Annotated in this window: 21 protein-coding genes; 18 read left to right on the forward strand and 3 right to left on the reverse strand. The window is 70.2% G+C overall.

The window, feature by feature from the left end; genetic code table 11:
* Nucleotides 1-31 precede the first annotated feature (31 nt).
* A complete protein-coding gene (gene ggt / locus FHR82_RS21000) occupies nucleotides 32-1,852 on the forward strand; it encodes a gamma-glutamyltransferase (RefSeq protein ID WP_184812154.1) in 1,821 nt (606 codons plus the stop codon).
* A gap of 86 nt (nucleotides 1,853-1,938) precedes the next feature.
* Here the strand turns inward: ggt and FHR82_RS21005 are convergent, their stop codons facing one another.
* On the reverse strand, nucleotides 1,939-2,238 hold the full coding sequence (locus tag FHR82_RS21005; protein WP_184812155.1) for a hypothetical protein: 300 nt from the start codon (nucleotides 2,236-2,238) through the stop codon (nucleotides 1,939-1,941).
* A 125-nt stretch (nucleotides 2,239-2,363) separates the two neighbouring features.
* Here FHR82_RS21005 and FHR82_RS21010 point away from each other — a divergent pair, with 125 nt between their 5' ends.
* From FHR82_RS21010 to FHR82_RS21040, 7 genes are all read left to right on the forward strand, one after another.
* Complete coding sequence (locus tag FHR82_RS21010) at nucleotides 2,364-4,394, forward strand: ethylmalonyl-CoA mutase (protein WP_184812156.1); 2,031 nt, start codon at nucleotides 2,364-2,366, stop codon at nucleotides 4,392-4,394.
* Between the two features lie 36 nt (nucleotides 4,395-4,430).
* The gene (locus tag FHR82_RS21015; RefSeq protein ID WP_184812157.1) at nucleotides 4,431-5,294 is read left to right on the forward strand and encodes a transporter substrate-binding domain-containing protein; all 864 of its coding nucleotides are present in this window, start codon (nucleotides 4,431-4,433) and stop codon (nucleotides 5,292-5,294) included.
* 148 nt (nucleotides 5,295-5,442) lie between these two features.
* Nucleotides 5,443-6,351, forward strand: a complete 909-nt coding sequence (gene ehuB, locus FHR82_RS21020; RefSeq protein ID WP_184812490.1) for an ectoine/hydroxyectoine ABC transporter substrate-binding protein EhuB — start codon at nucleotides 5,443-5,445, stop codon at nucleotides 6,349-6,351.
* 13 nt (nucleotides 6,352-6,364) lie between these two features.
* A complete protein-coding gene (ehuC, locus tag FHR82_RS21025) occupies nucleotides 6,365-7,108 on the forward strand; it encodes an ectoine/hydroxyectoine ABC transporter permease subunit EhuC (protein ID WP_184812158.1) in 744 nt (247 codons plus the stop codon).
* A complete protein-coding gene (gene ehuD / locus FHR82_RS21030) occupies nucleotides 7,105-7,764 on the forward strand; it encodes an ectoine/hydroxyectoine ABC transporter permease subunit EhuD (protein WP_184812159.1) in 660 nt (219 codons plus the stop codon). Before ehuC ends, ehuD begins: the two co-directional genes overlap by 4 nt.
* Nucleotides 7,765-7,771: 7 nt before the next feature.
* Nucleotides 7,772-8,536 (forward strand): ectoine/hydroxyectoine ABC transporter ATP-binding protein EhuA, encoded by a 765-nt coding sequence (gene ehuA / locus FHR82_RS21035; protein WP_184812491.1) that lies wholly within the window; start codon nucleotides 7,772-7,774, stop codon nucleotides 8,534-8,536.
* Nucleotides 8,537-8,545: 9 nt separating this feature from the next.
* Nucleotides 8,546-9,310 carry an enoyl-CoA hydratase-related protein gene (locus tag FHR82_RS21040; RefSeq protein ID WP_184812160.1) on the forward strand — a complete coding sequence of 255 codons (765 nt, stop codon included), beginning with the start codon at nucleotides 8,546-8,548 and terminating at the stop codon, nucleotides 9,308-9,310.
* On the opposite strand, the gene FHR82_RS21045 is transcribed toward FHR82_RS21040, so the two are convergent.
* Nucleotides 9,225-10,424 (reverse strand): MFS transporter, encoded by a 1,200-nt coding sequence (locus tag FHR82_RS21045; RefSeq protein WP_376706433.1) that lies wholly within the window; start codon nucleotides 10,422-10,424, stop codon nucleotides 9,225-9,227. The genes FHR82_RS21040 and FHR82_RS21045 overlap by 86 nt on opposite strands.
* 57 nt (nucleotides 10,425-10,481) lie before the next feature.
* Between FHR82_RS21045 and FHR82_RS21050 the strand changes: the two genes are divergently transcribed.
* The gene (locus FHR82_RS21050) at nucleotides 10,482-11,237 is read left to right on the forward strand and encodes a DeoR/GlpR family DNA-binding transcription regulator (protein WP_184812162.1); all 756 of its coding nucleotides are present in this window, start codon (nucleotides 10,482-10,484) and stop codon (nucleotides 11,235-11,237) included.
* A 13-nt stretch (nucleotides 11,238-11,250) separates the two neighbouring features.
* Here FHR82_RS21050 and FHR82_RS21055 read toward each other — a convergent pair whose 3' ends face one another.
* Nucleotides 11,251-11,823 (reverse strand): hypothetical protein, encoded by a 573-nt coding sequence (locus FHR82_RS21055; RefSeq protein WP_184812163.1) that lies wholly within the window; start codon nucleotides 11,821-11,823, stop codon nucleotides 11,251-11,253.
* 133 nt (nucleotides 11,824-11,956) lie between these two features.
* Here FHR82_RS21055 and FHR82_RS21060 point away from each other — a divergent pair, with 133 nt between their 5' ends.
* The 9 genes from FHR82_RS21060 (at nucleotide 11,957) to FHR82_RS21100 (ending at nucleotide 19,398) form a co-directional block, all read left to right on the forward strand.
* Nucleotides 11,957-13,165 carry a sensor histidine kinase gene (locus FHR82_RS21060; RefSeq protein ID WP_311771194.1) on the forward strand — a complete coding sequence of 403 codons (1,209 nt, stop codon included), beginning with the start codon at nucleotides 11,957-11,959 and terminating at the stop codon, nucleotides 13,163-13,165.
* A 73-nt stretch (nucleotides 13,166-13,238) separates the two neighbouring features.
* A complete protein-coding gene (locus FHR82_RS21065) occupies nucleotides 13,239-13,907 on the forward strand; it encodes a response regulator (RefSeq protein WP_311771195.1) in 669 nt (222 codons plus the stop codon).
* Between the two features lie 9 nt (nucleotides 13,908-13,916).
* Nucleotides 13,917-14,576, forward strand: a complete 660-nt coding sequence (gene nucS, locus FHR82_RS21070; RefSeq protein ID WP_184812164.1) for an endonuclease NucS — start codon at nucleotides 13,917-13,919, stop codon at nucleotides 14,574-14,576.
* An 88-nt stretch (nucleotides 14,577-14,664) separates the two neighbouring features.
* Nucleotides 14,665-14,817, forward strand: coding sequence for a tail fiber domain-containing protein (locus tag FHR82_RS21075; protein WP_184812165.1), 153 nt, complete (start codon nucleotides 14,665-14,667; stop codon nucleotides 14,815-14,817).
* Nucleotides 14,814-15,062: a tail fiber domain-containing protein gene (locus FHR82_RS21080; RefSeq protein ID WP_184812166.1), complete on the forward strand. Its 249-nt coding sequence runs from the start codon at nucleotides 14,814-14,816 to the stop codon at nucleotides 15,060-15,062. The genes FHR82_RS21075 and FHR82_RS21080 overlap by 4 nt, the downstream gene beginning before the upstream one ends.
* Entirely contained in the window at nucleotides 15,040-15,438 is a 399-nt protein-coding gene (locus FHR82_RS21085; protein WP_184812167.1) for a hypothetical protein, read from the forward strand. The genes FHR82_RS21080 and FHR82_RS21085 overlap by 23 nt, the downstream gene beginning before the upstream one ends.
* Nucleotides 15,439-15,488: 50 nt before the next feature.
* On the forward strand, nucleotides 15,489-16,469 hold the full coding sequence (locus FHR82_RS21090; RefSeq protein WP_184812168.1) for a DUF3558 family protein: 981 nt from the start codon (nucleotides 15,489-15,491) through the stop codon (nucleotides 16,467-16,469).
* 51 nt (nucleotides 16,470-16,520) lie between these two features.
* The gene (locus FHR82_RS21095) at nucleotides 16,521-17,507 is read left to right on the forward strand and encodes a hypothetical protein (protein WP_184812169.1); all 987 of its coding nucleotides are present in this window, start codon (nucleotides 16,521-16,523) and stop codon (nucleotides 17,505-17,507) included.
* Nucleotides 17,508-17,622: 115 nt separating this feature from the next.
* Nucleotides 17,623-19,398, forward strand: coding sequence for a 3-hydroxyacyl-CoA dehydrogenase family protein (locus tag FHR82_RS21100; RefSeq protein WP_184812170.1), 1,776 nt, complete (start codon nucleotides 17,623-17,625; stop codon nucleotides 19,396-19,398).
* Nucleotides 19,399-19,412 lie beyond the last annotated feature (14 nt).

Consider the following 19,412-nt stretch of genomic DNA (forward strand, 5'->3'; position numbering starts at 1 on the left):
ACCTCGAACGGCGACTTCGGAAGGGGTCCGCATGCGAACCCGCCGCTTGGCCCCGGCACTTGGCCTTCTCCTCACCGTTGGGCTCGTCACCGCGCCGGACGCCGGTGCCGCGCCCACGAAAGTGCCCGTCGCGATCGGGTACGGCGGGGCCGTCGTCTCCGACACGATCGAGTCCACTCAGGCCGGGATCGACATCTTGAAGAAGGGCGGGACCGCTGCCGACGCCGCGGTGGCCGTCGCCGCCACGCTCGGGGTCACCGACCCGTACGTCGCCGGGCTCGGGGGTGGTGGGTACTTCGTCCACTACGACGCCCGGAGCAGGAAGGTCTCCACGATCGACGGGCGGGAGACCACGCCGCAGGCCGGTAGCCCGACCATGTTCGTCGACCCGGCCACCGGGCAGCCCCACGCGTTCCCGACCGCCGTGACCAGTGGGCTCGGGGTCGGTGTGCCCGGCATGCTCGCCACCTGGGAGCGGGCGCTCGACCGGTGGGGTCGCTTCTCCCTGCGCGACAACCTGAAGCCCGCCATCAACGTGGCCGAGCGCGGGTTCACCGTCGACGCCACCTTCCGGGAGCAGACCAGGCAGAACGCGACCCGGTTCGCCCAGTTCGGGGCCACCGCCGAGCTGTTCCTGCCCGGCGGCCGGCTTCCGGTCGTGGGCTCCACGCTGCGCAACCCCGACCTGGCCGACACCTACCGGGAGATCGCGCGGCACGGCACCGACGCGTTCTACGGCGGTGACATCGGCGACGACGTCGTGGCCGCCGTCCAGGAACCACCCGTCGCGCCCGGCGCGACCATCGACCCGCTGCCCGGGCTGATGACCATCGACGACCTCGCCGGCTACCGGACCATCGACCGGCGGCCCACGCACGTCTCCTACCGCGGGTACGACGTGTACGGCATGGCGCCCTCCTCCAGCGGCGGTATCACCGTCGGCGAGTCGCTGAACATCCTCGAGCGGTACCGCCTGTCCGGTATGGACCGGGTGCAGGCCCTCCACCACTACCTGGAGGCCAGCCGCCTCGCGTTCGCCGACCGCGGCCGCTACATCGGCGACTCGGACTATGTGGACGTTCCGCAGCGTGAGCTGCTGTCCGACCGGTTCGCCAAGCAGCGGGCCTGCGAGATCGACCCGGACGCCGCCGCGCCCGGTGCGGTGCCGCCCGGGGACGTGACCGCGGGTGGGCAGTGCGCGCCGGACACCGCCGCCACGCCCGGTGGCAGCCAGGGCTTCCACACCAACCACTTCGTCGTCAGCGACCGGTGGGGCAACGTCGTCTCCTACACCAACACGATCGAGCAGCTCGGCGGCAGCGGGATCGTCGTTCCCGGCCGCGGGTTCCTGCTCAACAACGAGCTGACCGACTTCAACTTCGCGCCAACCCAGGGCGACGCGCCCGACCCGAACCTCGCCGAGCCCGGCAAGCGGCCGCGGTCGAGCATGTCGCCGACGATCGTCCTCAAGCACGGCAAGCCGTTCCTCGCGGTCGGGTCGCCCGGTGGGGCCACGATCATCACGACCGTCCTGCAGATCCTCGTGAACCGGATCGACCTCGGGATGTCGCTGCCCGACGCGATCGCAGCGCCGAGGGCGTCGCAGCGCAACGCCGCCACCACGCAGGTCGAGCCCGCCTTCCTCGCGCTGCCGGAGGCCGACGGGCTGGCGGCGCTCGGGCACAGCTTCGCGATCCGGGACACCAGCCCACTCGACCCGACGATCAAGATCAGCCCGGACATCGGCGTCGCGTCGGGGCTGGAGTTCACCAAGCACGGCAAGGTGATCGCCGCCGGTGAACCCGTACGACGCGGTGGCAGCGCTGCCGCGGTGGTCCACCCCGCGCGGTGACGCACTGACGACCCACCGAACCGGGCCCAGCCGACCAGTCCCACCGGTTGGCTGGGCCCGGTCGGGTCAGCGGGGTCTTGAGCGGTTCAGTCCGCGAGCAACGTCCGGATCGCGACCTCGCGGTCGGCGGGGAACACCAGGATCCGCATGCCGTCACCCTCCGGGTCGGGAACCGTGGTGGCACGCACGCCCACCTCCTGCAGGCGCTCCTCCACCGCCCGGGCGGCCGTCGGCGACGGCACCTTCGCCACCTCACGCAGCAGGCCGTAGTCCTTGCGGTGCGCCTCGTCGGTGTCCAGACTCGAGGCCCACTTCAGCACAACGGCGAACAACGCCATGACGGCGAGTCCGATGATGGGCACGAGCACCACGGACAGTCCGGTCACCCTCCGATTGTCGCCCCGTGACCCGCCGCGCACCAGCCGCTCCTGCGGCATTCACCACACACGTGCTGCCGAGCAGGTTACCGGCCAGTACATTCGAATGGTCCGCGTCAACGGAGGTGGTTCCGATGCCGTACCCAGCCGACGCCGAACGGGACCGGCCGTGGGTGATGCGGACCTACGCCGGCCACTCCTCGGCGGCCGCGTCCAACCGGCTCTACCGGCGCAACCTGGAGAAGGGGCAGACCGGTCTGTCGGTCGCCTTCGACCTGCCGACGCAGACCGGCTACGACCCCGACCACGTGCTCGCGCGCGGCGAGGTCGGCAAGGTCGGAGTGCCGATCAGCCACATCGGCGACATGCGGCAGCTGTTCGACGGCATCCCGCTCGCCGGGGCCAACACCTCGATGACGATCAACGCGACCGCCATGTGGCTGTTCGCGCTCTACGTGTCCCTCGCGCAGGAGCAGGCCGAGGAGCAGGGCGCCGACTGGCACGAGGTCGTCGCGAAGCTGGCGGGCACCACCCAGAACGACATCATCAAGGAGTACCTGTCCCGCGGCACGTACGTCTTCCCGCCAGGGCCGAGCCTGCGCCTGATCACCGACATGGTGGCGTGGACGGTCGCCAACGTGCCGAAGTGGAACCCCACCAACATCTGCAGCTACCACCTGCAGGAGGCGGGCGCGACCCCGGTCCAGGAGGTCGCCTACGCCATGTGCACGGCCATCGCCGTGCTCGACGCCGTCCGCGACTCCGGTCAGGTGCCGAGGGACAAGATGGGGGACGTCGTCGCCCGCATCTCCTTCTTCGTCAACGCGGGTGTGCGGTTCGTCGAGGAGATGTGCAAGATGCGCGCGCTCGCCCAGCTGTGGGACGAGATCACGCGTGACCGCTACGGCGTGGAGGACCCGAAGCACCGCCGGTTCCGCTACGGCGTGCAGGTCAACTCGCTCGGCCTGACCGAGGCACAGCCCGAGAACAACGTGCAGCGCATCGTGCTGGAGATGCTCGCGGTCTCCTTGTCCCGCAACGCACGCGCCCGCGCCATCCAGCTGCCCGCGTGGAACGAGGCGCTCGGCCTGCCGACGCCGTGGGACCAGCAGTGGGCGCTGCGCATGCAGCAGGTGCTCGCCTACGAGACGGATCTCCTGGAGTACGAGGACATCTTCGACGGTTCCCCCGTGATCCAGTCCAAAGTGGAGGAGATCGTCGCGGGCGCCAAGGCCGAGATCGAACGTGTGCAGGACATGGGCGGCGCGGTCGCGGCCGTCGAGAGCGGGTACATGAAGACCCAGCTCGTCGGCTCCCTCGCCGAGCGCCGCCGCCGGATCGAGGCCGGTGAGGAGATCGTCGTCGGCGTCAACCGGTTCGAGAACTCCGAACCGAGCCCGCTCGAGGGCGAGGGCGCCATCGAGACCGTCAAGCCCGAGGTCGAGCAGGAGGCGGTCGAGGCCCTCAAGCAGTGGCGCGAGAGCCGTAACCAGTCCGAAGTGGACAAGGCACTCGAGCTGCTGGCGGCCGCCGCCCGCACCGACGACAACCTCATGGAGGCAACGCTCACGTGTGCCAGGGCCGGTGTGACGACGGGGGAGTGGGCGGGCGCGCTGCGCGAGGTGTTCGGCGAGTACCGCGCGCCGACCGGGGTGTCCGGCGCGTCGTCCGGTGGTGAGGGCGTGAGCGAGCTGGCCGCGGTGCGGGAGCGCGTGCGGCGGACCGGCGAGGAGCTCGGCGGCAGGCTGCGGATGCTGGTCGGCAAGCCGGGCCTCGACGGGCACTCCAACGGCGCGGAGCAGATCGCGGTCCGCGCTCGCGACGTCGGGTTCGAGGTCGTCTACCAGGGTATTCGCCTGACCCCGGCGGAGATCGTGGCGGCCGCGGTGCAGGAGGGCGTGCACGTGGTCGGCCTGTCGATCCTGTCCGGCTCACACCTCGCGGTGGTACCGGACGTCGTCGACGGCCTGCGGGAGGCGGGCGCGGCGGACATCCCGGTCGTGGTGGGCGGCATCGTGCCACCCGCGGACGCGCGGCAGCTGCGGGAACGCGGCATCGCCAGGGTGTTCACGCCCAAGGACTACGAGCTGACCGAGATCATGAACGAGATCGTCAACGTGATCAGGACGGCGAACGGGCTGGACCAGGCGGACCTCGCGCGATGAGGTCCACGTGCGGGTGTGTCGCCTAGGCTGCGACACGTGCGTGTCTCGCGGCGTGGCCTGTTCCGGACAGTTTCGCTGTTCGGTGCCGCCGCACTGACGGGGTGCACCACCAGGCTCGGCGGCACGCCGGTCGCGGCCACCACCCCGCGGTCGGAGCCGCCGTCGGAGGGACCGCGACCGGATGCCGTGACGCTCGGCGTCGCCGCGTACCGGCCCTACGCCTTCGAGGACGACTCCGGGGAGCTGACCGGCGAGGTCGTCGAGGTCGTGCGGGCCATCTGCGACAAGCTCGGCACCGCGCTGCGGGTCCAGGTGACGCCGTACGAGGCGCTCCTGCCGGGCGTCGAGGCCGGTCATCTCGACGTGGTCGGCGGGCTCTCCATCCGGGCGGGCAACTGCACGACGCTGGACTTCACGGTGCCCGACCACGTGTCACTGACCGCGCTCGCGGTGCCGCAGGGCAACCCGAAAGGGATCACCACGTTCACCGAGGTGGTGTCGACTGGGGCACGGCTCGCGATCGTCGCCAACTCGCTCGAGGTGACCACGGCGGACGCGGCCGGCGTCACGGGCGCCCAGACGTACCCGAGCGGCGACGAGATCCTGCGGGCGGTGACCGAGGGCAAGGCCGACTGTGCCGCGTACGACGACATCACGCTGCGCGACCTGCTGACCAGCACCGATGGGCTGGAGCTGCGGCCGCCGTTCGAACCGGCAGGCGGGTCGCCGCGCTACGGGTTCGGGTTCCGCAAGGGCGACGAGCTGCGTGACGACTTCGACGAGGCGCTCGCCGAACTGCACGACAGCGGTGAGTGGCTGCGGATCGCCGCGCCGTTCGGATTCACTGAGAGTAATATCCCGGACACGGACCGCGTCAGCGACAAGGCCTGCGAACGCTAGCCCGCGGCCATGTTTCGGTTGCCTAACAGACTTCGTTGATCTTATGGGGAACTTTGACCAGTCACGACGTCGCCCCCTACGTTGAATTGCCATCGAGACGCGAGTACGCCGAAGAGACGCATGTGAGGACGGAACGATGGCGCGAACGATGGGTACCGGTAACTGGACCCGACGGAACTTCTTCAGGTTCGGCGCGGTTGCCGGCACGGCCGCCATCGGCGGCCCGGCACTGTTGACGGCCTGCTCAGAGGTACCGCAGGGGGGTTCCGGTGAGGGCGGGACGCTCCAGAGAATCAAGGAAGCCGGGACGATCAAGATCGGCATCGCCGGCGAGGTCCCCTACGGCTATACCGAGGGTGGCAAGGTCACCGGCGAGGCGCCCGAAGTCGCGAAAGCGGTCTTCAAGGCGATGGGCGTCGACAACGTCGAACCCACACAGGTCGAGTTCGGGCAGCTGATCCCGGCGCTGAACGCGGGCGAGTTCGACATGGTGGCGGCCGGCATGGCCGTGCGGCCCGACCGGTGCAAGAACGCGGCGTTCTCCAGTGTGGACTACGTGACGCCGACCGCCCTGATGGTGCCCAAGGGCAACCCACAGGGCGTCAAGAACTTCGAGGACGTGAAGGCCAAGGGCCTGGCGATCGCCGTGCTGTCCGGCACGATCGAGCAGGAGGTCGCCAAGGCGGCGGGCATCGCGGCGGACAAGATCCAGCCCTACGACGGGCAGCCGGAGCTTTTCCAGGCGCTGCAGGACAACCGCGCCTACTGCGGTGCGCTGACCGACATCTCGCTCAAGGAGCTGCTGAAGCAGAACCCCGGCGCGGCGTTCGAGGTGACCGAGGGCTTCACGCTGGAGCTGAACGGCGAGGAGCAGATCCAGGCGGGCGGTTTCGTGTTCCGCAAGGGTGAGGACGACCTGGTCGACGCGTTCAACACCGAGCTGGACAAGCTGCACGAGTCCGGTGACTGGCTGGCCATCGTCGAGCCGTTCGGGTTCACCGACGCCAACCTGCCTCCCGACGACGTGACCACCGAGCAGCTCTGCCAGGAATCCTGAGCAGCGAGAAGTCGTGTTCGACAACCTGTCCCTGTTCGTCAGCACGATCTCCCGGGGATTGCTGCTGACCGTGGAGGCGACCGTCGGCGGCATCCTCATCGCGACCGTCCTGTCCTTCGTGTTCGGGCTGGCGATGCTGTCGAGGTCGCGGACGGTGCGCCTGGTCGCGCGGATCTACGTGGAGATCTGGCGCGGCACGTCAGAAGTGGTCCAGCTGCTGTGGATCTACTTCGTGCTGCCGGTGCTGATCGGCTACCGCATCGTGCCGCTGGTCGCGGGCATCGTCGTGCTGGGCCTGAACTTCGGCGCGTACGGTGCGGAGATCGTGCGCGGTGCCGTGCAGTCGGTGCCCAAGGCGCAGTACGAGGGCGCGATCGCGCTCAACCTCACGCCCGCGCAACGGATGCGGCGGGTGATCCTGCCGCAGGCGCTCGTGGAGATGGTGCCGCCGTTCAACAACCTGTTCATCCAGCTGCTCAAGGGCAGCGCACTGCTGACGATGATCACCGTGCACGAGATGACCTACCAGGCGCGTGAGGTCCTGATCGACCGGAACATCGACCAGGCCTGGCTGATCTGGACGCTGGTGCTGCTGTTCTACCTCGTGCTCGCGATCCTGATCACCATCGGCATGCGCCTGCTCGAACGGTGGGCGGCGCGGCTCGTCGGCAGGAAACCGGACGAGCGGAGCATCTTCAGCAGGCGGAAGAAGCCGGTGCTCGCCGAGACCGTGTCCGCGGGTGGTGGTCCGCTGTGATCTGGGACTGGGACTACTTCTGGGAGGCACTGCCGATCGTCGTCGGCGACGGTCTGTGGATCACGTTCCAGGTGACGTTGCTCGGCTCGATCGTCGCCTACCTGCTCGGCATGGTGCTCGCGCTGCTGCGGCGGTCGCGGATCCGGGTCGTGAGCACGGTGACGTGGGCGTTCATCGAGTTCATCCGCAGCACGCCGCTGCTGGTGCAGCTCTTCTTCCTGTTCTTCGTGTTCCCGGACTTCGGCCTCAAGTTCGGGCCCGTGACGACCGGCGTGATCGCGCTCGGCCTGCACTACTCGACCTACGCCGCCGAGGTCTACCGCGCGGGTATCGAGGCGGTGCCGGTCGGGCAGTGGGAGGCGGCCACCGCGCTCAGCCTGCCGAGGGCGCGCACGTGGCGGGCGGTGATCCTGCCGCAGGCGATCCCGAGAGTGCTGCCCGCACTCGGCAACTACACCATCTCCATGGTGAAGGAGACCCCGCTGCTGCTGACGATCGGTGTCACGGACATCGCGGGCGCCGCCTTCCAGGAGGCCTCGTCGACGTACCGGTACGTCGAGCCGATCACGATCGCGGGCCTGCTGTTCCTCGTGCTGAGCTACTCGGCATCCCTACTCGTTCGATGGTTGGAGCGTCGTGTCGGAACCCTCCACTGAGGACTACATGATCCGGTTCGAGGACGTGGCGAAGCGGTTCGGCGACCACGTCGTGCTCGACGGGCTGAACTTCACGGTCGCGCCGGGCGAGTTCGTCACCCTGATCGGGCCGAGCGGCTCGGGCAAGACGACGATCCTGCGCCTGCTCATGACCCTGGAACAGGTCACGAGCGGCACGATCCACGTCGACGGCGAGTGCCTGACCCACGTGCGGCGTGGCGACCGGCTGGTGCCCGCCGACGAGAAGCACCAGCAGCAGGTGCGCAAGCGCATCGGCATGGTGTTCCAGCAGTTCAACCTGTTCCCGAACATGAAGGTGCTGCAGAACCTGACCGAGGCGCCGATCAGGTCGCTCGGCCTGTCGCGGGCCGAGGCGGAGGCGCGGGCACACGAGCTGCTGGACCTGGTGGGCCTGTCGGACAAGGTGCACGCCCACCCGACGCAGCTGTCCGGCGGGCAGCAGCAGCGGGTGGCGATCGCACGGGCGCTGGCGATGCGGCCGGATGTGCTGTTGCTGGACGAGGTCACGTCGGCGCTGGACCCGGAGCTGGTGGCGGGTGTGCTGCGCCTGCTGAAGGACATCGCCGAGACGACGGAGATCACGTTCCTGTGCGTGACCCACGAGATGGGGTTCGCGCGGGACGTGTCCGACCGGGTGCTGATGTTCGACCACGGGCACATCGTCGAGGACGCGTCGCCGGACAAGCTGTTCAGCGAGCCCGACCACGAGCGGACCCGCGAGTTCCTGAGCGCGGTGCTGGAACGGGGTTAGGCTCGGCGCATGGAGCACATCACGGTCAAGGAGGACGGTGACACGGTCCGGATCACCATGAACCGGGCCGCGCGGCGGAACTCCCTGTCCTACGAGCACCTGTCCGAGCTGCTCAGCGCCTTCGAGGACGCGGGTGACTCGTCCGCGAGCGGGATCGTGCTCGCGGGCGAGGGGCCCGTGTTCTCGGCGGGGCACGACTTCGGGGACGTCGCGTCCCGGGACCTCATGGGCGTGCGGGACCTGCTGCAGCTGTGCACCGCGCTGATGAAGACCATCGAGTCGGTGCCGCAGGTGGTGGTCGCGCGCGTGCACGGGCTCGCCACCGCGGCGGGGTGCCAGCTCGTGGCGTCCTGCGACCTCGCCGTGGCCGCCGAATCGGCCGGGTTCGCGCTGCCCGGCGGCAAGGGCGGCTGGTTCTGCCACACCCCGGCGGTGCCGGTGGCCAGGAACATCGGCCGGAAGCGGCTGATGGAGATGGTCCTCACCGGCGACGTGATCGACGCGCCCACCGCCCTCGAATGGGGCCTGGTCAACCGGGTCGTGCCGGACGAGGAGCTCGACGCCGCCGTGGACGACCTGCTCGCCAAGGCCACCCGGGGGAGCCGGGCCAGCAAGGCGATCGGCAAGCAGACCGTCTACGCCCAGCTCGACCGGCCGGAAGCCGACGCGTACGCGATCGCCGTCGAGGTCATGGCCGCCGCGTCCCAGCTTCCTGGTGCTCGGGAGGGGATGGCCGCGTTCCTGGAGAAGCGGAAGCCGGAGTGGCCGGACTGAGCAGGCCGGCGGTCGCCACGGCGACCACGCAGAACACCGCGATCAGCAGGAACGTGTAGTTGAGCGGCATCAGGTGGGTCATCGGCCCGACGACGGCCGGGCCAGCGAGGATGCCCAGGTAGCCGAGCCCGGCGACGCGGGACACGTTCGCGCCCGCGTTGTCGCGGTCGGCGTGGCCAGCCGCACTGAAAAGTTGCGGCACGGCGCCCGACAGCCCGATGCCGAACAGCGTCCACCCCACGAGCGCGACCGGGATCGACGTGGTCAGCGACGCGGTGAGGATGCCAGCGGTCGCGATCACCGAGCCGTACCGGACGATCGCCACCGGGCCGAACCGCTGCGCCACCGGGTCGGTGAGCAGGCGGCCGATCGTCATGGCGGCCGCGAAGCAGCCGTACGCGAACGCCGCCGTCGCTTCCGGCGCGCCGAGGACCGTGCTGAGGTGCAGCACGCTCCAGTCGTTGGCCACGCCCTCGGCCAGCATCAGCAGGAAAGCGATCACCGCGAGCCACCAGATCCGTGACGGGGTCCGCTTGCGCTGCTTCTGGCGCTCCTCGGCGGGCTTGGGGACCTTGCGCAGAAGTGCGGGCGTGGCGGCCGCCGCGATGAGGAGCGTGCTGCCCGTCGCGACGGCGAACGTGGTCACGGGGGACCAGCCCCAGGTCAGCGTGCGGGCGCCGACGAGCGCGGCGAGGAAACCGCCGACCGACCACACCGCGTGGAAGGCGGACATGATCGTGCGCCCGTAGGCGTGTTCCACCTCGACCGCGTGCGCGTTCATGCTGACGTCGAGACAGCCGTTGCCCAGGCCCAGCGCGAGCAGCGCCGCGCCGAGCGCGAACCCGTTGGTGGCGAGGCCGGGAAGTATGAGCGCGGTCGTGCACAGCACCGCCGACAGCGGGACCACGCGGTGCGGGCCGAACCGGTCGGTGAGCGGCCCCGCGACCTGCATGCCCGCGAACGCGCCGCCGCCGAGGAGTAGCAGGAGCAGGCCGAACGTGGCGTGGTCGAGGCCGGCCCGCTGCTCGATGACGGGAATGTGGACCACCCACATGCCGAGCACGAAGCCGTTGAGGCCGAAGAAGGCAAAGGTCGCTATCCGGGCGCGGCGCATCACCATTCGAACATAACCGATGTTCGTTCGGTGACGCTACGCACTAGTCTTGTGTTCGTGAGCACTGAACGGTTGCGGCGCATCGCCGAGGTGACCCGGGACGCCGGGGAGATGAGCGTGGCCGGGCTGGCCGCGCTGACGGGCGCGTCCGAGATGACCATCCGGCGTGACCTGGAGGTACTCGCCGCGCAGGGCGTGCTGGAGCGCTACCGGGGCGGCGCGCGCAGCCTGTTGTTGCGCGGGGAGGAGCCGCCCTACGCGCTGCGCGCCACCGAGGGTGTCGAGGCCAAGCAGCGGATCGCGGCCGAGGTCGCGGCGCTGCTGGCCGACGGCGAGTCGGTGGTGCTGGACAGCGGGACCACGTGCGTCGCGGTGGCGCACGCCGTGCGGGACCGGCGCATGACGGTCGTGCCGCTGTCGCTGCACGCGGCGAACGTGCTGGTGGGTGCGCCCGCGCTGACGCTGCTGTTCCCCGGCGGTGCGCCGCGGCCGGGGGAGCTGGCGCTGACCGGTCCGCTGACCGAGGCCTCGCTCGCGTCGCTGCGGTTCGACACCGCCGTCATCGGGTGCTGCGGCCTGACCGCCGCGCACGGCGTGACCGGCCACGACCTGGCCGACGCCGCCGTGAAGCGGGCCGCGATGCGCTCGGCGAGCCGGGTGGTCGCGGTGGCCGACGCGTCGAAGTTCGACCACACCGCGCTCGCCGTGGTGACGCCGGTGTCCGAGCTGGACATGGTGGTCACGGACACGAACGCACCCGCCGCCGAGGTCGCGGCCCTCGAAGCGGCGGGCGTGGTGGTCCGGCAGGTGTGAGCGGGCCCGCGGATCACGCGTCCTGGCGCCTGCCGGACCCCGCCGCCAGCACGCTCCACAGTGGACCAGCGACCAGCCAGATCCCCGTGACCACACCCAGCCGCATCATCCAGCCACCGACACCCCACAGGGCCTCGGTCTGCTCCGGCGACGCGACCACGAACGACAGCAGCGCCATCACGGCGCACGCGATCGCCGCCCCCACAAGGCATTTGCCCCACTCGCGCCACTCGTGGCGCACCTTCTCCGGCCCGCGCTTCGGCGGCTTCACCGGCGGCGGCCCGCCCGCGAACCGGTGCGCGACGTGCTGGTCGGCCCACCTGATGACGCTGTGTCCGAACGCGACGCTGAACCCGAGGTAGGCCGCGCCGAGCCCGTGCACCAGGGTGGCCTCGCCGCCGCCGCGCAGGTCCACGACCGTGAACGCCAGCAGCGCGACGTCCAGCAGCGGCGTGCCGACCAGCAGCACCACGCTCGTCCGCCGCCACCGCAGCAGGTAGCGGGCGGCGAGCCCGGCGGCCAGTACCACCCAGAACCCGATCTCGCAGACGATGATCGCGACGGCGAGCGGGCTGATGTCCTCCATGGCCTCCACCGTGCCGGGCCTGCCGCGGGATGTCGTCGGCAAGCCCGGGCAGGCGGGGTCATCACTTCGGCGGACCCCCGGCGCCATCCTTGTGCGGACGCCCGCGCGTGCGCGCGTGTGCTGTGATGGGAGCGTGAACGCGAGGCTCGAACGGCTGCGGGCGTGGGTGGAGCCCCGTGTGACGGTGCTGCAGGCCGTGCTGCTGTTCGGGGTCGGCATGGTGATCCTCACGTCCGGGATGCCGGTGATCGCGAGCGTCGGCCCGCACGACGCCGGGGCGGACCACCCCGTGCGGGTGCTGACGCTGGCCGTGATGTGCGCGGCCGAGCTGTCGCGCAGGCGCGCGCCGGGCACCGGGCTCCTGATCGGCCTCGCGGTGACCGCCCCGGAGCTGCTCTACGGCGTGTCGCTGCCGACCGTGATCGTGCTGACGGACCTGCTGTTCGCGGCGACGCTCTACGGGTCGCGGCGCACCAACCGGATCGTCGTGTGGGGCAGCGGCGCCGTCGTGCTCGTGCTGACGGTCGTGGCGATCATGTCCGCCCACGACATGCGGGAGGTCGTGGTGAGCCTGCTGCAGGTGTTCGGCATCCCGCTGATCCCGGTGTGGTGGGCCATGAACGTGCGGTGGCACCGGGAGGCGGCGACCGCCGAGCGGGCGCGGGCCGACCAGGTGGCGCGGATCGCCGAACTGGACCGGAAGGCGGCCGTGCGGGAGGAACGCGCACGGATGGCGCGGGACCTGCACGACGTGATCGCCGGGCACCTGTCCGCGATCGCGATCCAGTCCGAGGCCGTGCTGGCCGTGCTGCCCAAGGTGGACGGTGACCCCACCGCCATGCGGACCGTGCTCCGCTCGGTGCGGGAGAACAGCGTCCAGTCGCTGACCGAGATGCGGGCGATGATCCACCTGCTGCGCTCCGAGGAGTCCACTGTGGAGCACACGGCACCCGCCCGGCTGCGGGACATCGCGCAGCTGCTGGAGTCCGCGCGGGCGGCGGGGCTCTCGGTGTCTGCCTCGATGGCCGTAGCGGCCGAACTCGGCGAGGAGCTGCCGGTGGCGGTGGACCTGTCGGCGTACCGGATCGTGCAGGAGGCGCTGACCAACGTGGTCAAGCACGCGCCGGGCGCGCGTGCGTCGGTCACGGTCGGCAGGCAGGACTCGGTGCTCGTGGTGGAGGTCGTCAACGACCGGACCGTGTCCACTGTGGAGGATGGGACCGGCAGGGGGCTGCTGAACATGCGCGAGCGCGCGCAGGCGGTCGGTGGTGTGCTGGAGGCCGGGCCGCACGAGCGGCAGTGGCGGGTGCGGGCCGAGCTGCCCGCGGAGGAGGCTCGGTGAGCGGAGCCTGCGGAGCGAACCATGAGGGCTGGGCGTCCCGCGAGCGGCCGCTCGGAGCCTGCGAGGAGCGGTTGTGAGCGCAACGGACCATCGAGCGCAGGCGATCCGGGTGCTCATCGCCGACGACCACGCGGCGATCCGGGCGGGGCTCGCCATGATCCTGGGCGGCGCGCAGGACATCGAGGTGGTCGCCGAGGCCGACGACGGCGCGGCCGCGGTGCGCAAGGCGGCGGCGCTGCGGCCGGACGTCGTGCTCATGGACGTGCGGATGCCCGGCACCGACGGTCTGACGGCGACCCGGCAGGTCATCGAGGCTGGGACCGCGCAGGTGATCGTGCTGACCACGTTCGACATGGACGAGTACGTGTACGGCGCGATCCGGGCGGGCGCGGCGGGTTTCCTGCTGAAGTCGGTGGACGCGCCCCGGCTGATCGAGTCGGTGCGGTTGGTGGCCGCCGGTGACGGCGTCATAGAACCGAGTGTCACCCGGAGGTTGATGGCCACCTTCGCGACGTCACAGCCCGCTGTGGTGCGCCCGACCGCTCTCGACGCCCTGACCCAGCGCGAGCACGACGTGCTGGTGTGCCTCGGCGAAGGCCTGTCGAACCAGCAGATCGCCCGGCGCCTCGGCGTGGGCGCGGCGACGGTCAAAACACACGTGTCGCGGGTGCTCACCAAGCTTGACCTGCGATCCCGCGTCCAGGCGGCGGTGCTCGCGAAGGACGCGGGGCTGGTCGGCTAGCCTGCTTCGGTGCGTCTTGTGATCGCTCGCTGCCAGGTCGACTACGCGGGCAGGTTGACCGCCCATCTGCCCATGGCCACCAGGTTGTTGTTGGTGAAGGCCGACGGCTCGGTGTCCGTGCACTCGGACGACCGCGCGTACAAGCCGCTGAACTGGATGAGCCCACCGTGCTGGCTCACCGAGGACGGCGGCACCTGGACGGTGGCCAACAAGGCGGGGGAGAAGCTCGTCATCACGCTGGAAGAGGTGCTGCACGACAGCGCCCACGAGCTGGGCGCCGAACCGGGCCTGGTGAAGGACGGCGTGGAGGCCCACCTCCAGGAGCTGCTGGCCGAACACATCACCACATTGGGTGACGGGTACTCGTTGATCCGCCGCGAGTACATGACCGCCATCGGCCCGGTCGACATCCTCTGCCGCAGCGACGCGGGCGCCACCGTGGCCGTGGAGATCAAGCGCCGAGGCGAGATCGACGGCGTCGAGCAGCTGACCCGGTACCTGGAACTGCTGAACCGGGACCCGCTGCTGGCACCGGTGCACGGCGTGTTCGCGGCCCAGCTGATCAAGCCCCAGGCCCGCACACTGGCCGAGGACCGCGGCATCCGCTGCGTCACCCTGGACTACGACGCCCTGCGCGGCATCGAGTCGGACGAGTTCCGCCTGTTCTGACCTGCGCACACGGCACGCACATCGCCGTTTACACGCCCCTGCCCCCTGTGGTTGCCTCGCGGGCGTCAACCACCCAGGGGAGGCTCCCATGCGCAAGTTGATCCGCCGCGTCGCCGTGCTCTTCGGGGCCGCCGCGCCGGCCGCCGTGGTCGCGGTGTACTCCGCCGCCGAGGCGGCCGCGACCACGTGCCAGCACTGCTCGTCCGACGAGCGGCTCAAGACCAACATCCGGCCCATATGACCGACCGGACCGTCCTCGCCCGGGTCCGTGAGCTGCGTGGCGTGACCTGGGACTGGAAGGCCGACGGCGCCCGCGGCATCGGGGTCATCGCACAGGACGTCGAGAAGGTCTTTCCCGACGCGGTGGTCACCGGCGAGGATGGGTACCTGCGGGTGGACTACCACGGCCTGGTCGGCGTGCTGGTCGAGGCCGTGAAGGAGCTGGCCGAGCGGGTGGAGGAGCTTGAACGACGAGATCGACCGTGAGCTGATCGGGATCTTCGAGTTCCGCAAGGGCGCCGCCGAGCGCCTCGCGAAGCTCGGGCCTTCGGCGTTCGACCGCGTCGTCCACCTCTACCACAGCACCGAGCTGCCCCCGCGGCTCAGCGAGCTCGGCAGCGAACTGGGGCGGCAGTGCGTCGACCTGTGGGCGGAGGCGATCTTCGCGGTCGCGCGGGCCAACCCCGGCAGGTACCTGGACTGGCTCGACGGCCGGGCACCGTCCACCCTGGACCTCGTGATCCTGGGCCACGTGGACGACCCGCGAGCCTCCACAGTGCTCAGAGGCGCACTCGGCCACCCGGAGTGGCCGCACCGGCACCAGGCGGAAGAATCCCTGGCCAGACGAGGTGAAAAGCCCTGATTCGGGTGTTCCTCGCACGCGCCGCGCGAGCGATGGCTACGGTGCACATCGTGAGGGTCCCACTTGTCGTACTGACCGCGGTCGCCGCCGTCGTGCTCGCCGGTTGTGGTGAGCCGGTGGACACCGCCAAGCAGACCTTTCCGCGCAGCACCGTGCCGGCGGGTCAGATAGAAACCGGGACCACCACCGGCAAGCCGAAGACCAACGACGAGGCGTTCTCCAACGACGTGCTGCGCAAGGTCGACCCGTGCGCCCTGCTCAGCGAGGACATCCTGGCCTCGCTCGGCACGCCTGCCGACAACCGGATGCAGGACTTCGGCAGCTGCTCCAACTACATGGAGGACAAGGACGGCAAGGATCTCAACATCACGATCTACGTGGGTGAGACCATCAACGGCGCCACCGGTGCCGACGAGAACATCGGCGGCCTGCCCTCGTTCGAGAGCGAGCTCGACGACAAGACCGCCTGCTTCGTCAGCGCCATCACCTCCACCAACCCCAACTTCGGCATCCGCGTGCAGGTCGGCGGTGAAGGCAAGGACCTGTGCGCCGCGGGCCGCACCGTTCTCACCGGCATCATCGCGATGGTCCGCGAGGACCCGCCCGAGCGCGAGGAGAAGCGCGGCTCGGTCGCGAGCACCGACCCGTGCACCCTGCTGGACCCAGAGCAGATCAAGACCGCGGTCGGCGCGGACACCGAGGTGTCGCCGTACTCGCTGCACTGGTGCAACTGGGTCGGCGACAACATCAACGTCGGGATCTGGATCCGCACCGGCTACGACCCGAAGGACGACACCGTCGACCCCGGCGCCGCGGTCGACATCGGCAGCGGGATCACCGCCTACCAGTCCCCGACCGAGGGGTCCGCGTCCTGCAGGCTCGAGTGGCGGCACCGCTCCTCCGGCACGGACGGCGCGGACGAGATCGTCGAGGTCGACTTCGACAACTCCGATGCGCCCGCCGGGGACAACGGCTGCCCCAGTGCGATCACGATCGCGAAACTCGTGATTCCCGAACTGCCGAAACCCTGAGCGTGTTTCAATTCCCTTGGTACGGGGGAAGCTGAGCACTAGGCAGGCGATGTGGGGTTCTCGGTCCTTCCTCGGGTCACGGCGGTCGTCGCGGTCGCGTTCCTCTCCGCGTGCACGGCGAAGGTCGGCGGGCTGCCGGTCGCCGCGACCACGCTGCCGGACGAGCTGACATCGGAGGTCGTGTTCGACGACCTCACGACCGTCGCACCGTGTTCGCTGACCGACCTCGAGGTGTTCGAGGAGTTCGGCGTCGCCAAGTTCGCGGCGCCCGATTCGCTCGACTACTGCTCGGTCCGCGTCAACGACATCGACAAGGACGCCGACGTGATCATCTCGGTCGGCGCGTTCGGTGTGCGGTCCGCACAGCCAGAGCTGGCGGCCAACCGGGTCAAGGACGTCGACGGCGGCCTGTGGGTCGGGCAGCAGGACGACACCCCGACGTTCTGTTCGCAGCTGCTCGTCTTCCCCGACGATGTGACGATGCAGGTGTCCGGCAGCGTGTACGACGGATCCACCGACACCTGCCCGATGGTCGAGGCCGCCATGGACCACGCCATCGAGGTCATCGCGGACGAGGCCGTGGAGCACCGCGACCCCGAGCGCGACTCGCTGCTGACGATCGACCCGTGCACCCTCGTCGAGGACGACGACGTCGCCGCGATCCCGGGGCTGGCGGGCGTCAGCCGGGGCGACGAGTACCCGGGCAAGCACACCTGTTTCTGGGAGCAGTCGCCCGGTTCGCCGGTGAACGTGCGGCTGCAGTTCGGCGCCGGGCCAGAGCCCGGGGTGTACAGCCAGGGCGGTGCCGAGGGGCTGGTCGCCGGGCGGCAGTCGGCGACCAACCGGTACCCGGAGGTCGGCGAGAACTCCTACTGCTCGGTCGAGACCGCGCACATCCAGTTCGACGAGATCGCGGGTGAGGACGCCTACGAGGTGGCCAGCGTGTACGCCCGCGCGCCCGGCGGACAGGTCGACGCGGCGTGCGCCGCGGCCACCGCCGTCGCCGAGCTGGTGTGGCCGGAGCTGCCCGAAGCCTGACCAGATCCCGTGACCGATACAGCCCGGTGACCTGGGCCACGGCTGTGCCGCACCTTTGTTACTGGCAGGTAGTGTCCGAGTTTGCCCGTCTGGTCACGGACTGCGGAGGTGCACGGTGGCACGGGAGATCCAGTGCGTCGGAGTCGTCGGTCTCGGGACCATGGGCGCGGGCATCGCCGAGGTGGTGGCCAGGACGGGCCGCCTGGTGGTCGGTGTCGAGGTGGACGACGCGGCCATCGCCAGGGCACGTGAGCACCTCGAGTACTCCACCGAGCGGGCCAGGGCGGGCGGCAAGCTCGACGCGGCGGAACGCGACGCGCTGCTGGCGAGGATCACCTACACGACGAGCCTGAAGGACCTGGGCGACGTGGACCTGGTGGTCGAGGCGATCCCGGAGAGCCTGGAGCTGAAGGCGCAGGTGTTCACCGAGCTGGAGCAGGTCTGCCGGCCGGACGTGATCCTCGCGTCGAACACGTCGTCGTTGTCGGTCACCGAGATCGGTGTCCACACAGGACGGCCGGGCAAGGTCGTCGGGCTGCACTTCTTCAACCCGGCGCCCGTGCTGAAGCTCGTCGAGATCGTGCGCACGGTGGTCACCGAGCCGGACGTGATCGCCGACGTGGAGGCGTTCGCGCGTGATCTGGGCAAGGAGCCGGTGGTCATCGGCGACCGGGCGGGGTTCATCGCGAACGCGCTGCTGTTCGGGTACCTCAACCACGCGGTGTCGATGTACGAGTCGCGCTACGCCACGCGCGAGGACCTGGACGCGGCGATGCGGTTCGGCTGCGGATATCCCATGGGACCGTTGGCGCTGCTGGACCTCATCGGCCTGGACACGGCGTACGAGATCCTCGAGACGATGTACCGCCAGTCCCGCAACCGCCTGCACGCCCCGGCGCCGATCATGAAGCAGATGATCACGGCGGGGCTGCTGGGCAGGAAGTCGGGCCGCGGCTTCTACACCTACGACGCCATCGACTCGCCGACCGTGGTGTCCGATGTGGACACCCCGGCGACCGCCGAGGACGCGGCGGCGACCCGCGACGTGCGGCGCGTCGGGGTGGTCGGCACCGGCACGATGGCCACGGGCATCGCGGAAGTGTTCGCCAAGAAGGGGTTCGACCTCGTGCTGCGGGCCCGCACGGCGGAGAAGGCCGAGCTCGCGGTGGCCGCGGTGGGCCGGTCGCTGGACCGGCAGGTGAAGAAGGGGCGGCTGTCGGCAGAGGGCCGTGCCGAGGTGCTGGCGCGCATCACCGGGGTGACGTCGTTCGACGATCTGGCGGACTGCGACCTGGTGGTCGAGGCGGTGGCGGAGGAGCTGGCCGTCAAGCAGACGGTGTTCGAGGCGCTGGACAAGGCGGTGAAGCCGGGTGCGATCCTCGCGACCACGACGTCGTCGCTGCCGGTGATCGAATGCGCGGCGGCGACGTCCCGTCCGGCCGATGTCGTTGGCTTGCACTTCTTCAACCCGGCCCCGGTGATGAAGCTGGTCGAGGTGGTCGCGACGATCTCGACGGCCGACGACGTGGTGGCGACCGCTGACCTCGTGTGCCGCACGGTCGGCAAGCACCCGGTGCACTGCGCCGACCGGGCGGGGTTCATCGTCAACGCGCTGCTGTTCCCGTACCTGAACGACGCGGTGAAGATGCTGGAGGCCCACTACGCGGAAGCCGACGCCATCGACACGGCGATGAAGGTCGGCTGCGGGTTGCCGATGGGGCCGTTCGAGCTGCTCGACGTGGTGGGGCTGGACGTGTCGCTGGCGATCGAGCGCACGCTGTACTACGAGTTCCGGGATGCCGGGTTCGCGCCGGCGCCGCTGCTGGAACACCTGGTGACGGCCGGCCGCCTCGGCCGCAAAACCGGCAAGGGCTTCCGCGACTACGGCTGAGGTTCGGCTATGCC

It is taken from the genome of Actinophytocola algeriensis (assembly GCF_014203735.1).
In the GTDB taxonomy this organism is placed as follows: Bacteria; Actinomycetota; Actinomycetes; order Mycobacteriales; family Pseudonocardiaceae; genus Actinophytocola; species Actinophytocola algeriensis.